The sequence below is a fragment of the Bdellovibrio sp. HCB117 genome, assembly GCF_047305915.1.
In the GTDB taxonomy this organism is placed as follows: domain Bacteria; phylum Bdellovibrionota; class Bdellovibrionia; order Bdellovibrionales; family Bdellovibrionaceae; genus Bdellovibrio; species Bdellovibrio bacteriovorus_B.
This window is the reverse complement of sequence record NZ_CP178622.1, coordinates 1,431,146-1,447,091: the sequence shown is the minus strand read 5'-3', so window position 1 is coordinate 1,447,091 and position 15,946 is coordinate 1,431,146. Positions and strand designations below refer to the sequence as shown.

The following is a 15,946-nucleotide window of genomic DNA, read 5'->3' as shown; positions in this document are numbered from 1 at the left end:
CAGAGCGCAGCGCCAGAGGCGCGAAACTGAAGCAGCATTTTTTAGGATAAGCAAATGCCGATTTTTGAATACAAGGGTCTCTCTCGAGACGGAAAAAACGTAAAAGGTGTTGTCGACGCAGAAAACCTGCGCGCGGCTCGCACGAAGCTTAAAAAAGACAATATTTACGTCGTCGATATCCGTGACAAAAAGAAAGTCGATCCTAAAAAGAAATCGGGTGCTAGATCCAGCGCGAAAGTGGGCGTAAAAGAACTGGCGCTTATGACTCGTCAGTTAGCGACTTTAATCAAAGCCAACATCCCTCTTGTCGATGCTTTAACTGCCGTTTCCGAGCAAGTTGAAAATGCGGCTCTTTCTGAAGCCATTGCAGATTGTAAAAACATGGTGAATGAGGGTTCCCCGTTTCATAAAGCCTTGGCAAAATATCCCAACATCTTCACAAATATTTATATTTCAATGGTTGAAGCCGGCGAAATGTCAGGAAGTTTGGATGTTATCTTAATGCGCCTTGCGGAATTCACCGAAGCGCAAGCTGATTTGCGTGCGAAAGTCAGCAGTGCCATGACCTACCCGATCATCATGATGGTCGTGACTTTGGGTCTATTAGGCTTCCTTTTCGTATTCTTGATTCCAAAAATGGTGACTGTCTTTGAATCCGCGCCGAATCTGCAACTTCCTTGGTACACGGTCACTTTGATTGATGCCAGTCAGTTTGTTGTAAACTATTGGTACCTCCTCGTCGGAAGTGCCTTGATTTTGTATCTTCTATTCAAAAACTGGAAAAACACGCCAGCAGGACGCAATCAATGGGATGCGATCTCGTTGAAGCTTCCGATTGTAGGCCCCACTGTTCGCATGGTGGCTGTTTCTCGTTTTACGAGAACTTTGGCGACACTTTTAACCGGTGGCGTTCCAATGCTAGCAGCTTTAGACATCGTACGTAACGTTGTGAATAACCACGTATTGGCGCAGGCGATTGACGAAGCCCGCTCTAACATCTCTGAGGGGGAATCCATCGCGGGTCCTTTGAAAAAATCGGGTCAATTTCCACCGATTGTAATTCACATGGTGAACATTGGTGAAAAGACCGGTGAACTAGAAAACATGTTGTCACAAGTATCCGACGCCTATGACTTCCAAGTGAAAACAAAACTGGAAGGCTTAACAAGTCTGATGGGCCCCGTTGTCATCGTTATGATGGGTTTTGCTATCGGTATGATCGTAGTCGCTGTGATGGTGCCTATGTTTGAAATGGCCAACATCGCTGGCTAAATAGTTAAAGTACAACATCAACTAAAGTCTGTATCTCTTCTTAAGTCGGGTCCAAAATATTTTGGGTCCCTGTCAGATCTCATTCTGGGTAAAGCCGCATGTGTGCTTTACCTGGGATAGGACCTCTGCTATCCTCAACATCTGTTAAACATAAGGAGTAAGTAATGTCTCTTCTCAAAAACCGCAAGGGTATGACGTTGATCGAAATCATGATCGTCCTTGCGATCATCGGTAGTATCGCAGCTCTTCTTCTTCCTAACATCACAGGACAGCTTGATAAGTCCAAAGTGAAAGAAGCTAAAATTCAGCTGACTCAAGTTGTGAATGCTCTTTCTATGTACTACACAGATTGTGGTCACTACCCTCAATCTTTGGAAGGTTTGGCGAAGGCCGATCCAGATTGTTCAAACTGGGGTCCTGAGCCTTACTACAAAAAAGATCTTAAAGATCCATTTGGAAATGAACTGGTTTATGAGCGCGAAGGTTCTGAATACACCTTGAAATCTTTGGGTAAAGACCGCCGTGAAGGTGGTTCTGGTAATGACAAAGACATCACTCTAGAGGATGTTCAGTAATTTCATGCGTTCGCAAAAGGGCTTCACGCTAATTGAAATCATGATCGTGCTGGCAATTCTTGGCGCGGTCGTAGCGTTGGTAGCCCCCCGTTTCGTCAAAAGAGATGGAAATATCAAAGCCGTTGCTCGGAGCTTCATTGTTCTGAGCAAGGAAATCCGCAACAAAGCCCGCCTTACAAATTCCACGTATCGCTTAGTTATCAATATGGACACGCAAGATGAAGCTTATTGGGTCGAAAGAGCCAATGGTCCTCAACCTGTCGATCCTAAGATGTACGAAGAGGCTTTAAAGAAAGATTCCGAAAAGAAAGAGGACGCCCCACCGCCCCTTTTTCAGATGGATAAATCCCTCACAAAATCAGAAAAAAAACTTCCCAGCGGCCTGAGGTTTGGCTCTGTGGAAACTATCAATATGAAGTCTCCGATTACTTCGGGTCTCGCGTATATTCACTTCTTCCCTGAAGGCTTTGTGGAAGCCGCCGCCGTGCAAATCACGAACGGAAATAATTTAACTTGGACTCTTGTTTTTAATCCTTTAACGGGTCAAGCTGATATTATAGAAAAAGCTTCTTCGTTAAAGGATGTCCAACGGTGAGAAATAAAAGAGGTTTTACACTTATTGAAACGGTGATGGCGCTGGTCATCCTGTCTTCAGGTTTGCTTTTGCTAGCAAATTCTTGGAGCGGCAGTTTCATGCGTGTTCGTAAAACCCAGCTTTCCACGGAAGTTTCAGCCCTCCTTGAACGCAAAATGGTTGAAGTTGAAATGGAATATCAAGGTAAGCCCTTAGACTCCATCCCGGAAGAAAAAGAAGACGATTTTGGTTCCGAATATCCTCAGTACTCTTGGCGCATGACTTCAAAAGAATTTGAAGTTCCGGATTTTTCAGCAACGCTGACAGCCCAAGCGGGCGGTGCGGACGAACTGACCTTGACGATCATGAAAACTTTGGCCGAGCACTTAGGAAAATCTATCAAGGAAGTCAAAGTCACCGTGATCTACAAAGGCGCGAAGAAACCTTTAGAATTTTCTGCCACTCAATACTTCGTCGACTACGATAAACAACTGCCACTTCCTTCCATCCCAGGTGCGGGAGGCTAATCATGAGAAACAATAAAGGTTTCACCATGATTGAGCTGATGATCACGGTTGCAATTCTTGCAACCCTCACCGTCTTAACGGCGCAGTCGATCACTCAGGCCATCAAAGCCAAAGGTAAGCTGCAAGATCAAATCGACGATGTGTCCCGCATGCGCGATGCTATGCGCTTGGTGGAAAGAGATATCAATTTAGCTTATCATTATCGCGATCTTGAAAAAGAGATGGAGCAGATCTTAAAGAAGAAAAACTCCACGAATGGTAATGGTGGTGGCACCGGAGGGATGGACCCTTCTGTCATTCCCGATCCTAACCAAGATCCCAACAACCGCCGTGAAGTCCCTCGCCGCGATCCCGCAACTCACTTTGTCGGCAACGGCGAAAGTTTAAATCTGGTGACGATGAACAATGCGCGCACCACTCGCAACACTGCTCAAGCCGATTTTCTTGAAGTCGGTTATTCCGTGAAAGACTGCAAAAACTTGCGCAATGATTCCACGTCATCAAAATGTTTGTGGAGACGAAGTACGCCCTATGTGGATCTTGATGTCACTAAAGGTGGCGACGAAGTTGTTCTTCTTGAAAACGTCTCTGAATTCAAACTTCGCTACATGGGTAAAGGCAAGCAAGACTGGGTCAGCGATTGGCGCACCGATGCCCAAGGTGACGGCGCAACCAAAGGAAAGTTCCCGCAGGCCGTGGAAGTTTCTTTAACGGTTGAGAAAAAAGAAAAAGGCAAATCTAAAAAATACTCTATGCAAGCGATAGTCCCGATCCACTTCCCTAACAATCCTGAGGAGGCAGCAAATGCGCAAGGAAATCAAGGTTCTTGGCCGCAATCTGGCGGCGCCACTCAGTAATCAAAGGGGCGTGGCCATGATGGTGGCCGTCGCTTGTATTATGCTGATCATGTATTTCGCGATGGAAGTCTCTTACGACTCTAACGTGGAATATTTAGTGAACTCGCAAAGCTTGAATCGAGTAAAAGCCTATTACGCGGCAAAATCCGGAATGCAGTTAAGCCTTCTGCGCATCAAAATCTATCAGCAAGCACAAAGCAAATTCGGCGCGCAATTAGGCAATAGCCCCATGCTAGATCAAATCTGGAAATTTCCTTTCGCCTGGCCGATGCCCATCCCTGATGAGTTGAGCGCCGTCGACAAAGATAATTTCAAAAAAATCTTTAAAGAATCTGCGATGGACTCCAGCTACATCGTCACGATTGAAGATGAAGGCTCAAAAATCGATTTGAATGATTTGAACTCTCCTTCAAAGACCTTGCAGGACATGACTAAGAAGCAGCTCTTAAACATCTTTGAACAAAAGAAACAAGAAGACGAAGAATTCGCTCGCGAATACAGCAACGTCCGCTTCGAAGAGTTGATCAACAACATCGCCGACTGGATGAGCCCCAAATCTCAATCCTTAAATGGCGGCGACAAAAGAGCCAACTACGCCGAACTCAATCAACTGTCCCAAACCGACTACTACCCACCGAACCGCGCGTTCCGCACGATTGCTGAACTGCACATGGTTCCGGGAATGAATGATACTTTTTTTGATCTACTTCAACCCAGAATCACCATCTACGGAATGAAGGGCATCAATCCAAATTTAGCAACCAAAGAAGTTTTAAAATCTTTAGACCCCGCAATGACCGACGAAGTCGTAGCCGAAATTATCAAACGCCGCGAAACCGAAGAAGAAGGCGGCCCCTTTAAGTGCGACCAAAACGGCGGCAGCCAAGACTTCTGGAGCTTCGTACAACAAAAAGGCATCCGCATCATGGGAAATCCTGAAGACATCCCCATGACCTGCGACACCGTCATGAATTTCAAAATCAGAAGCACAGGCGAATTCGCCGGAGCCACAAGAGAAATCACAGCAATAGTGATGGACTTGAACCGCGCCGCTACGAAAATCAAATCCTTCGTAGACAAAGAAAAACAGGATCCCAATGCCCCGCCCGAGGACCCTAACAAACCAAAAACTCCGACGGGCGGCAATAACAACGCCAACACCAATCAAGTCCAAAAAGGCCCCCCAAGAATAGTCTTCTGGCAAGAACGCTAATCACCTAGACCAACGTCCATTTCTCCTCTGAAAAATCCTCCTCCCACGGCGCCGCCAAGGCGCCCAAAAAACACCGAGGACGCGACTCTTAGTTTATCGATTAGGCTTGGTGTATAGCATTTTAAATTAGCGGCCTTCGGTGGCGCCACGATGGCGCGAACCGAAGCGAAGCTTCGGCACCGACCGAGCCCGGAAGGCGCGCCGACAACTTAAAAAGCTATACAGCAGGCCGAACCTCGCATAAACTTAAGTCCAAGGATTCATGGAGGAATTCACGGTGAAGTCAGTAGGCATAGACATAGGCTCTAGCAGTATCAAAATTGTCGAGATGACCAGCTCGTCCAAAGGCTTTCAGGTCACTCAATTCATTGAACATGCCTTGAATATCGCTCCAGGCGCAGACCAAGAGCTTGAGGTCATCGAGTTTTTAAGAAACTTCACGGCGACTTACGATCCGAATCAAACGAAGTTTGTTTTAGCGCTTCGTCAAGATCGTGTGGCGATTCGCAATAAGTTCTTCCCGTTCAATGATCGAATTAAAATTTCCAAAAGCTTGGCTTTTGAGTTGGAAGAAGATCTTCCTTTCTCTTCTGAAAACGCCGTGTTTGATGCGAAGATCGTTCGCACCGTCGGTGGCGGCGCTGAAGTTCTGGCGTGTGCGGCTCCGAAAGTTCACGTACAAAATTGCATTCAACGTGGCCAAGATGCCGGCATTGATCCTGCGATTGTTTCGGCAGAAGGCACAGCACTTGCGAACGTTTTTGAAAAATGGAATGAAGCTCCTCCAGCTCTTCTTCCTCCGACAATCGCCTTGAATGACGAAGACAACCGTCCCGTTCGTCATGTGCAATTGATTTTAAATATCGGTCACTCGCGCACTTTGGTCAGTGCGTTTGAAGGAAACTCTCTGATCGCGGTGCGCTCGGTTCTTTGGGGTGGTAAAAATATTGCGGAAGCGATTTCAAAAAAATACGAAATCCCTTTCTTAGAATCCATCAAAGAATTGCAGACAAAAGCTTTCATCTTAACAAACAAACAAGGTGCGACTTTTGATCAAGTCACGTTCTCAGATACGATTGCTAAAAGTGTTCGTGAGCTAGCCCGCGATCTTCAGCTTTCTATCCTGGAATTGAAGAGTGAGTTTAATGCTCAGATCGGCTCTATCGGATTAACTGGGGGCGTTTCGCAAATCCAGAACATCGGACCATTTTTAACTCAAATTTTGGAAGTTCCGGTGAATCGTACTTCCACTTTAGATCTTATTCCCAACGTCCTCTTTGAACGCTCGGCTTACAACGGCGCTAAGGCTGGCGTGGCTTTGGGCTTAGCTATTGAAGGCTTTAAAAAGCCAAGAAACCCTCCGGTGAATTTCCTTCGCGGCGAGTTCGCGAAAGAAAATCACCAGATGAAAATGTTCTGGGAAAAATGGGGTCACACTGCAAAAGTTCTAACTGCCGCCGTTCTAGTTCTTTTTGTCTACACGTCCTTGCGTGAAAGTTTCTCTGTCAGTTTGGCGGACCGCACTCAAGAAGTTTTAAAAGATCAAGCAAAGACGGTTGCCGGACTTCGTGGAAGAAACGCCTCTGAAAATGGCATCCGCAAGTACATTCGTGACAATAAAAAACGTGCCGCAGATTTAAAAACATTGGCCAGCGTGGCTAATATGAACTCTGCTTTGGATGTGATTAAAAAGGTGAATGATGCGACTCCAGCAAAGACCGCAGTGACTTTAGATGTGCAGCAGCTTTCGGTGACAGATGCTTTAGTGCAAATGCAAGGTTATGTAAATACACCGCAAGAGGCGTCTTTACTTCAGCAGTCTTTGACGAACATCACTTCCGATGGCCAAGTACGAACTCAACGCTCTACCTTAAAACCCATGAGCGGACGTACAGCTTTTTCATTCAGCTTTAATGTCGATCGCGGAATCCAAAAGGTGACAAGATGAATTTAGACGATTTAAAGGACAGATTTATCAGTGATGCCCGTCAAACTTGGGAACGAGTCCAAGATAGCGCGGCTTACAACCAGTTGCGCGACCGTTATGAAAACATGACGCCTGTTACGCAAAAACTAACAGTCGTTGGCGTTGTCGCTTTAATCGCATTTATGATTCTTAGCATTCCCTATGGCGCCTTCAATCAGTCCCAAACTTATGTGGAAGAATTTGAAAGCAAACGCATGACGATTCGTGAACTTTTAAAAGTCAGTCGCGAATCTGCCGATGTTCCACAAATCCCGCAAGCCCCTAGCATGGATATGATTCGTAATAATATCCAAAACCAGCTCACTGCCGCAAATCTGTTGCCTGAGCAAATGAAAGGCACCGAAGTTTTGACGAATGATTCTAAAATCGTTCCGCAAAACCTGACAGAAGGCATGCTTCAGGTCAGCCTGACGAAATTGAATATCCGCCAAGCTTTGGATTTGGGACATCAGTTTCAAAGCATCAATGCAAGCGTGAAACTAAAAGACATGGCGATGACGGCGAACGCCGAAGATCCTCGCTATTTCGATGTGACTTACAAATTGATTGCTTTAGCGGTCCCTGCTCCACCAGAACCTCCCGCTGAAGCGCCGACTCGTTCAGGTTCTCGCAATCGTAACGCCCCACCGGCGGACGAGGAGTAATCATGGAACAGTTCCGTCAGCTTCTGAAACTGATTCGCGAAAGCAAAGGCAAGATCGCCGTCATGGTGGTTTCAGCGTTTGTTTTCCTTTTCATGTTGTTTCCGTTTGATGACTTAAGTGATCTTATTTCTTCGCAAGTATCTCGTCTGACAAATAACTCTGTGTATTTGACTTTTGAACGCTTGAAGATGAGTGTCTTTCCGCAACCGGGTGTGCAAATGGATCAAGTCTATATTGAATCTCTTCGCACCCCTGCTCTTTCTGCACAAGAACTTGTGATCACTCCGTCAGTTTCGGGATTGATCGCGCAAAAACCTTACGGTCATGTTTCTGCCAAGGGCCTTTTAAAAGGCGATGTTGACTTGGTCGTGGGTAAAGGTGCGAAGTCTGACAACGGCATTGAAAGACAGAAGATTGAAGTGAAAGCGCAAAAAGTCTCTTTGCATGATTTGCGTGAGCTTGCAAACCTTCCCATTCTTTTAAAAGGTCAGTTGAACTTAGAGACGACAGCCCTTGCCGATCTTTCTTTTCAAGAACAACCGGATGTCGAGATCGACATGACGATCAGTAAGTTTGAGCTTCCTCCGTCGAATGTGAATACACCGATGGGTCCTTTGACGTTGCCGGATTTAAAACTGACTTCTGTGGAGCTTAAAGGTCGCTTGGCGGCGGGTCGCTTCGTGATCGAGACGGGAACTATTGGGAAGCCGGGCGATGAGCTTTACGGCACGATTAAAGGCAATATTGGTCTTAATATCGTGAACCGCGGAGGTTCTTTCGGTCAGCAAATTGGTGCTTATAATTTTGAAATCGATTTAAGAGCAAAGCGCAGCTTTCAAGATCGCGCCGCTTTATTCTTAGGCTTCATTGATGGCTATAAAACGCCAACGCCAGAAGGCGCTCAGTATAAATTCAAGATTTCAGCGACAAATCCCATGATGCCGCCCAGCTTCGGCGCCGCGCGTTAGTCGAGATCCGTTCCCTTCAAGTGACCCCTGCTATATTTAAACTGAGCAAGGGGTCTGCCTAAGAATTGCTCACACTCCACAGCAAATAATAGAGAGCTGAAGTCCTTATTGACTTCACTCTTAATCTGACAAAAAACCAAGTGGTTATTGGAGGGAAAATGTCTGGAGTAAATAAAGTTATTCTTGTAGGTCGTTTAGGTGCTGATCCAGAAGTGAAAGCAATCGGAAGTGGGAGCACTGTCGCTCGCCTTAACATCGCAACAAGCGAATCATGGGTGAAAGACGGTCAAAGACAAGAACGTACAGAGTGGCACCGTGTAACGGTATGGGGCAAACTTGCAGAAATCTGCGGTAAGCATCTTTCAAAAGGTCGCCAAGTTTACGTTGAAGGTAAATTGCAAACTCGTCAGTGGGAAGATCAACAAGGTCAAAAACGCTACACGACGGAGATCGTTGCTAGCACAGTTCAATTCTTGGGCTCTGCAGGTGCGGAAGCTGGCTCTGGCCGTTCTTCTTCATCTTCTGGTGGCGGTGATGATTACAATTTCCAAGATTTCGGACCAGAACCAAGTTTTGATTCGAACGACGAAATTCCGTTCTAATTTTAATAAAACGCAATACTCCTTTGCGCTGTCAGATAAGTTTTATCAAGGCGCAAGGAGAAAGCTGCACACCGTACAGCGCCGACGCAGCAACGCAGAGAAAGCTTGTCTGGCGGCGCAAAGGTTACCAGTCAAAAGCCCCGAAGAGATATCGGGGCTTTTTATTTAGTCCAGTCTCCCCTATAATTATAGATCTATGAAGTGTGCTTTATTTACTGCATTCATGGTTCTTACTTTAAGTGGTTGTACGATCTACCGTTCGGAAGGTCGTAAGCAATTTGAATCTGAAGCTCCCGGTAAAGTTTCTACCTCTTCCAACTTCGAACTTAAAAGCTGCAAAAAAGAAAGCCGCATTGAAACTTGGTTTCATGAAGAGTTTCCGTCATCCAATTACGAAATGGTCGTGATGGAAAATGATCTGGAAATCTGGCGCACGCACCGTGGTTCTAAAGTTGAAATCAAAGCCATTCAAAAATCAGAAACCTCTGTTCATTCTTGTATTTATGAATTCGCGAATGACATCGTCTGGAACCTTTATAAAGATTCTTTTATCCGCGAGCTTGAAGACAACGTGATGACTCTTGAATAGGAAGCGCTGATGTTTGGAAGAAAGTTCTTTGCTGCACTTGTATTTTTATTAGGATGTTCTTCCGCGTTCGCCGCTTCGGTTTCCGCCGTCAAAGGACAAAAAGTTCTAATTACTCTGGACGGTGAATCCGTCATGGAAGGCGATGAGTTCTTTCTGGTAAACCCGGGCACGACAAAACGCACGGCCATCATTCGCGTCAAACAAGTTAAAGGCAATAAAGCCCTGGGCGAAATCTTAAAAGGACGTGCTGCTAGCGGATACACTCTGCAAGCCAAAGCGGCTTCGAAAATGAGTGCCGACGTCACGCCCACCGAAGAGAGCGAAGAGAACACTCCTCGTCCGACTACAAATATTTCTCGTGTATTAAAAGACTCTTACGGCATTCTCGGTGGCTATTTAATGAACTCTATGGATGCAGACGTCAGTTATAAAGATGGCTTTGGCATCACACAAAAAGCCGCCGTCAAAATGAGTGGTTCCGGTTTTGGCGTTGGTGGATTTTATGACTATGTTTTCAGCCCTTCTTTTGTGGGAAGAGGATACGCCGCCATTGAACAGTTCAATGTTGCGGGCACGGCTTCTTCTGCGGCCTGCTCTGGTTCAACAAACTGTGATGCTAAGATCAACTATCTCTCTGTGTACGGCCTTGCGAAATGGTATCCCTACATCGGGAAGTACCGTCCTTGGATCGGCGGCGGAATGGGTTATTTGTTGGCAGTTTCAAAATCCAGCACAGCCTTAAATCAGTCTCAGATTTCGACCAACTCGGTAATTACAGCGGCCTTTGGAACTGATATCCAAATGGATCGCAAAACTTATATCCCTGTCAGTCTTGAATACAATATGTTTCCTGCTTCGAGCACTGTGAAAGCCAGTCAGATTTTACTTAAAGCAGGATGGGCCTGGAATCTCTAGGCCTTTTCTTGAGGCAACCAGATCACAAAACGTGTCTTGGTCGAATTATCGTCAAGATAGAATTTACCCCCATGAGACTGCACAATTCCTTGCGAGATGCTCAATCCCAAACCTACGCCCTTACCGACTTCTTTCGTTGTGAAAAAAGGTTCCATGATTTTAGATCGCAGATGATAAGGTACACCCGGGCCGGTGTCGGAAACAGTGATTTCAACACCACCGTTACGCAGGGACGCCTCTAAAGAGACCTTTTTTACCGGACTTACCGCCACGGCATCCATGGCATTATTCAATAAATTTAAAAGAACTTGAGAAATCTGATAAGGACGACCACGGATTTTTAAGTCCGGCTGAATTTGCGCGGCCAGCTCAACGCCTTCAGATTTAAATTTCTCGTGACAGAATGCCAAAGTGTCATCAAACAAGGACTCCACGGCAATCACTTCTTCATTTGTCAGATCCGTTTCGTGAGCATAGCTGCGCATTCCGCGAATGATCTTAGCAATCCGTTGAATCACCGATTCAATCGCATCCAATTTTTTCGTCACATCTCCATCTTGCGCCACCCCTTTTTGAGTTAGGACGCGACGAAGAACACTGACGTGACCATTGATAATAGCCAAAGGATTATTGATTTCGTGGGCGATACCTGCGGCCATCTCACCGAGTGAAGCCAAACGAGACGACGCCAGAATTTTCAGCTCTTGTTCTTTCAACAGCTTTTCTTTTTCACGCAGCTGTGTGACGTCTTCAAGAATACCTAAATAACCAGTGATACGCCCTTGCTCATCCAGAATTTTACTTAACGAAAGCACCATTGAATATCTTCGGCCCGTTTTCGAAATAATCGTCCACTCGGAAGCACGATTGTAGCCAAGCTTAAAAAAGTATTCGAAGTATTCAGGCCCTAGTTCGATGTTCTTTCCGACCTGCAAGGCCATTTTATCGCGGAAAGCGACGACTTCATTGAGGTCGTGAAAAATAGCTGGAGTTTCTTTCCCTTTCACTTCATCTGTCGAGTATTCAAGAATTCGTTCCGCCGCCGAGTTCATTTCACGAATGAACGTATTTTCATCTAAAGAGATCATCAAAAGCGGTACACTGTTCATCCCGGCTTGCTTCCACTCGAAGGCCTCTTTAGCTGCTTTTTCTGAATCACGAGCGCGCGTGAAAAAGCTCAAAGCGATTCCCAAAAGAACAGAAATACTCACCCCAAAGAAAAGAACAAGGTTGGGTAATGAAGACGTGTTTTCACGAATGACTTCAGGGGATGGGATTAATAGAATCTCCCATTCCGCTCCCATATAGTGATAGCGGGATTTTGTTTTCCAGTCGCGCGCGAAAACCGCGTCAGCCGTACCAGTGGAAAAAACTTCGTGACCATCTTCATAAATCGTCACGTGATAACCACTGAGGTCGATGATTTTTTCAAATACAGGTTTTGCTAAGAAAGCTCCACGAATGGTCCCAAGATATTTATCCTTGTTGTAGATCGGGGCAAACATCACAAAGCCTTTGCCGCCCGTTCTAAGTTCCATGAACTTAGAAAGATAAGCGCGGTGTTCACTTTCAGCAATCGCCATGCGTTCTTTCACCGCCGCATCTGTCGAAACATTGGCTTTAATAAGCTTGCTTCCTCCCCGATCTAACGGATACACCCACTGGACGATGTGTTTTTCATCTGCCCACAGAAGACGACGCAATCCTTCAAACTCGGTGAAGTAACTTTCTGCATCCGCGTACCACATTTTTTCATTCTCGTATGCACCCGCAGCAAATCGACGAGCCATGTGCTGCAAGGCTTTTTCTAGAGGTGCAAAAATATTTGTGATATTAGCTTTAATGCTTTCTGCTTGAATCTGCACCACACGGCGATTTCTGTCTTGATCGCGCAGAATTAAAAGATGCCAAATCAAAATGGATGTCAAAATTCCCACGATAAGAACATAGGATGGCACCGAAGTACGACGGCGGGCCTCGGGTAACTGGCGGTTTTCCACGCGAAGCTGCCAAAGCATTGCAAGCGCAAGAAGCACTTGCCCGATGGAAGTATGAACCGCCATACGAGAAAAACTTCCCCAGCCGTATTCAGAATTAAAGCCAAATGCGTAACCAAAAATTCCGATCAGGGAAAATCCGATAACCAATGAAGAAACCGTCACGATAATGATGTGAGACGAAAAATCACGTTTTTTAAAAAAACGCGATAGCGAAATCATGATGAAACAAATCGCCGTGCTGATCGCCATGCGCCCGGAGATCACAGAGCCCACGCTCACGAAAGGATCTACAAAAAGTTTATCTATTCCTAAGCTGACACCTGTTAGGTACTGCACCAGCGTCAAGCCTGATACAAGAAATACTATTGCGGAACAGGTCTTGGAAATAGTTTGATCTTTACGGTCTGAAAAAAGAAAACCTAAAGAAATTACGGCAAAACAAAAAGCCGTATTAAAAACCATCGGCGCGAAGTCGGCATGAATTTGCACGATGGTTAGATTCTTTATCCACCATCCCGTCATGACCATGAGTCCTAAAGCCAAGGTTACGAAAGCAAATATTAGGTGCAGGCGGTTTGAAATTTTATTGGATGACACGAGTGACACCAATAATACCTTTGATCTTTTGGATCTCGTAGATAGCTTGGTTGACCTGACTTGCGTCTTTCACACTGACTTCGAAATGACAGACGGCTTTTTTATCCTTAGTCGTACGGATTTGCGCGGACTGGATATTGATTCCCTGTTGCGCAAAAGCTTCTGACATCAGCTTTAAAAGACCTGGCGTATCTTGAGAAATAATTTTCAAGCGGACAATGCGCTCTTGGCCGTCACCGGCTTGTTTCACATTCCAAGTGACATCGACCTTGCGAAGTTGATCGAACTCAAAAGCCTTACGACAGTCACTACGGTGAATGGTGATACCGCGACCACGACTGATAAAGCCAACAATTGGATCTCCAGGGATAGGATGGCAACATTTTGCATAGTGAACCAGAACATCATCCATGCCATCCACACTGATCAAAGAATTCGTCTTACGCGTTTTCTGAGTCGCCGCGCGCATGACTCTTTCCATGAAAGTCGTATTTTCAGTTTTCGCCGCTTCTTTTGCGATGTTTTCTGGGGACAGTCTTTCAACTAAAATACGTGTTTCAAGCTTCCCGTAGCCGACAGTGACGTAAAGCTCATCGAGGTCCGCAATGCCGTGGTCTTTCAGATATTGTTCGTAGGCCGGTCCTTTGAGGTATTTCGCCGCAGCCATACCGAACTTGCGGAATTCTTTTTCTAAAAGTTCTTTACCCAACATGATCGCGCGACGACGCTGTTCTTCTTTTACGAAGGCGCGGATTTTGGATTTGGCTTTGTTCGTGACGACAAACTTCAACCAGTCCTTGGAAGGCATCTGGGTTTTAGAAGTAATGATTTCAACAGAGTCCCCATTTTGAAGCTGATACTTCAAAGGAACCATCTTGCCATTCACGCGCGCACCGACACACTGATTTCCAAGCTCGGTATGCACGGCATAGGCAAAGTCAACCGGAGTCGCCCCTTCAGGGAACTCACGCACATCTCCGTTCGGAGTAAAGACGTATATTTCTGTTTCAAATAAATCGGTCTTAACCGTATCGAGGAACTCATCCGAACTGCGCACATTTTGGTGCCATGTTACGAGGTCGCGCAGCCAATCTGCTTGCTGCACGTCCGAATCATCAATCATTTTACCGCGCTCTTTATATTTCCAGTGGGCGGCGATACCGCGCTCAGCGACCAAGTGCATTTCTGAAGTGCGGATTTGGATCTCGATGCGCTCCCCGCCCGGGCCAACAACTGTCGTATGCAGGGATCGATAGTTATTGGCCTTCGGCATCGCGATGAAGTCTTTAAAACGACCTGGAATTGGCTTCCACAAAGAGTGCACTAAGCCCAAAGCGGCGTAACACTCAGCCACACTATCAACGATCACTCGAAACGCCAGAATGTCATAGACTTGATCGTAATCGATGTTACGTGATTGCATCTTACGATAGATAGACCACAAGTGTTTTGAACGACCGAAGACTTCGTACTTGAAGCCGGCTTTGTTCAACTCTTTTGAAATCAGATTCTTCACGTCCTCAATGTAACGTGTTTGCTCGGCTTCGCTTTTTTTAATTTGCTGAACAAGTTGGTAGTACATGTCCGGGCGATAGTAACGGAAGCACAGATCCTCAAGTTCGATCTTGAGAGAACTAATACCCATACGGCCCGCAAGAGGACAATAAATTTCCAAAGTCTCTAAAGCAATGCGCTCTTGTTTTTCAAAAGGCATGAAGTTCAGTGTTCGCATGTTGTGCAAACGATCGGCAAGCTTCACTAAAACCACGCGCACATCTTTACCCATGGCGACGATCATCTTACGAATATTTTCGCCTTGTTTTTCGTGGCTGTTTTTAAATTTCATCTGACCGATTTTAGTAACACCGTCGACAAGATGAGCGATCACATCACCAAACTCACGGCGAATATCATCCAAAGTAGCATGTGTGTCTTCCACGGTGTCGTGAAGAAGTCCCGTCGCTATCGTATCTAAATCCAGATGAAGATCCGCCAGAATGGCGGCTACAGAAAGGGGGTGAGAAATATAGGGCTCACCACTGCGACGAATCTGCCCTTCGTGAGCTTTTTCTGAAAAAGAATAGGCCTTCTCGATCACCTTTAAATCAGCATTCGGGTAAAAACTACGAATACGACTTAGAAGATCATCTAAGGTCTTAACGGGTTTATGGCTGACACCGGTCTCTTTCAGAGTCTCAAACATACTTGTAATAAGCTTACCTGAGTTGCAGAACGAGTTCCAACTACCTTTTCAATAAGGTCTTGGATTTATTTAGGTTTTGACGGAAGGGCCTAAAACGAAAAAAGGAGGCTGTTGAGCCTCCTTTTTAGATCCCCTTTAGATTGTAGGGTCCTATTTATTCAAATCTTTCTCGATTTGGCGGATAGCTTCCGCATTTTCCATAGCCTCAGTGTAACCTACGTTTCCGATAGCCACTTCGCGAAGCGCGCTCACAATGTATTTATTGCTACGAGTGGACACAGTCGCCTCGGCACCTTTAAGAAGCTGCTTCGCTCTTTTAGCAACCATAAGCACTAGAGCAAATCTATTAGGAACTTTTTCCAAGCAATCTTCAACGGTTACGCGAGCCATTCTGCCTCCAGGGACTAATAAAGGAAAATACTG

General features: G+C 45.7%; 15 protein-coding genes. 12 read left to right on the top strand and 3 right to left on the bottom strand.

Features of this window, described 5'->3' with window-relative positions:
• Window positions 1-54: 54 nt before the first annotated feature.
• The 12 genes from gspF to ACLWBD_RS06855 all read left to right on the top strand — a co-directional run bounded on the left by gspF (window position 55) and on the right by ACLWBD_RS06855 (window position 10,723).
• On the top strand, window positions 55-1,272 hold the full coding sequence (gspF, locus tag ACLWBD_RS06910; protein WP_063208266.1) for a type II secretion system inner membrane protein GspF: 1,218 nt from the start codon (window positions 55-57) through the stop codon (window positions 1,270-1,272).
• 164 nt (window positions 1,273-1,436) lie between these two features.
• Entirely contained in the window at window positions 1,437-1,847 is a 411-nt protein-coding gene (gene gspG, locus ACLWBD_RS06905; protein ID WP_063208268.1) for a type II secretion system major pseudopilin GspG, read from the top strand.
• Between the two features lie 4 nt (window positions 1,848-1,851).
• On the top strand, window positions 1,852-2,442 hold the full coding sequence (locus ACLWBD_RS06900; protein ID WP_063208464.1) for a Tfp pilus assembly protein FimT/FimU: 591 nt from the start codon (window positions 1,852-1,854) through the stop codon (window positions 2,440-2,442).
• Window positions 2,439-2,948, top strand: coding sequence for a prepilin-type N-terminal cleavage/methylation domain-containing protein (locus ACLWBD_RS06895; protein ID WP_253721049.1), 510 nt, complete (start codon window positions 2,439-2,441; stop codon window positions 2,946-2,948). Before ACLWBD_RS06900 ends, ACLWBD_RS06895 begins: the two co-directional genes overlap by 4 nt.
• 2 nt (window positions 2,949-2,950) lie before the next feature.
• Entirely contained in the window at window positions 2,951-3,805 is an 855-nt protein-coding gene (locus tag ACLWBD_RS06890) for a type II secretion system protein GspJ (RefSeq protein WP_413570224.1), read from the top strand.
• The gene (locus tag ACLWBD_RS06885) at window positions 3,753-5,018 is read left to right on the top strand and encodes a general secretion pathway protein GspK (RefSeq protein ID WP_413570222.1); all 1,266 of its coding nucleotides are present in this window, start codon (window positions 3,753-3,755) and stop codon (window positions 5,016-5,018) included. Before ACLWBD_RS06890 ends, ACLWBD_RS06885 begins: the two co-directional genes overlap by 53 nt.
• A 277-nt stretch (window positions 5,019-5,295) precedes the next feature.
• Entirely contained in the window at window positions 5,296-6,966 is a 1,671-nt protein-coding gene (gene pilM, locus ACLWBD_RS06880; protein ID WP_413570220.1) for a pilus assembly protein PilM, read from the top strand.
• A complete protein-coding gene (locus ACLWBD_RS06875) occupies window positions 6,963-7,649 on the top strand; it encodes a hypothetical protein (RefSeq protein WP_413570218.1) in 687 nt (228 codons plus the stop codon). The genes pilM and ACLWBD_RS06875 overlap by 4 nt, the downstream gene beginning before the upstream one ends.
• A 2-nt stretch (window positions 7,650-7,651) precedes the next feature.
• Window positions 7,652-8,617 (top strand): type II secretion system protein GspN, encoded by a 966-nt coding sequence (gene gspN / locus ACLWBD_RS06870; protein ID WP_063208274.1) that lies wholly within the window; start codon window positions 7,652-7,654, stop codon window positions 8,615-8,617.
• Between the two features lie 158 nt (window positions 8,618-8,775).
• Window positions 8,776-9,219 (top strand): single-stranded DNA-binding protein, encoded by a 444-nt coding sequence (locus tag ACLWBD_RS06865; RefSeq protein WP_063208275.1) that lies wholly within the window; start codon window positions 8,776-8,778, stop codon window positions 9,217-9,219.
• A gap of 196 nt (window positions 9,220-9,415) precedes the next feature.
• Complete coding sequence (locus ACLWBD_RS06860) at window positions 9,416-9,808, top strand: hypothetical protein (RefSeq protein WP_063208276.1); 393 nt, start codon at window positions 9,416-9,418, stop codon at window positions 9,806-9,808.
• Window positions 9,809-9,817: 9 nt separating this feature from the next.
• Window positions 9,818-10,723, top strand: a complete 906-nt coding sequence (locus tag ACLWBD_RS06855) for a hypothetical protein (RefSeq protein WP_063208277.1) — start codon at window positions 9,818-9,820, stop codon at window positions 10,721-10,723.
• On the opposite strand, the gene ACLWBD_RS06850 is transcribed toward ACLWBD_RS06855, so the two are convergent.
• The 3 genes from ACLWBD_RS06850 to rpoZ form a co-directional block, all read right to left on the bottom strand.
• Window positions 10,720-13,320 carry an ATP-binding protein gene (locus ACLWBD_RS06850; protein WP_413570215.1) on the bottom strand — a complete coding sequence of 867 codons (2,601 nt, stop codon included), beginning with the start codon at window positions 13,318-13,320 and terminating at the stop codon, window positions 10,720-10,722. The two genes, ACLWBD_RS06855 and ACLWBD_RS06850, sit on opposite strands and share 4 nt — an antisense overlap.
• Window positions 13,307-15,523, bottom strand: coding sequence for a RelA/SpoT family protein (locus ACLWBD_RS06845; RefSeq protein ID WP_413570212.1), 2,217 nt, complete (start codon window positions 15,521-15,523; stop codon window positions 13,307-13,309). Before ACLWBD_RS06845 ends, ACLWBD_RS06850 begins: the two co-directional genes overlap by 14 nt.
• 150 nt (window positions 15,524-15,673) lie before the next feature.
• On the bottom strand, window positions 15,674-15,913 hold the full coding sequence (gene rpoZ / locus ACLWBD_RS06840; protein ID WP_063208282.1) for a DNA-directed RNA polymerase subunit omega: 240 nt from the start codon (window positions 15,911-15,913) through the stop codon (window positions 15,674-15,676).
• Window positions 15,914-15,946: the final 33 nt, after the last annotated feature.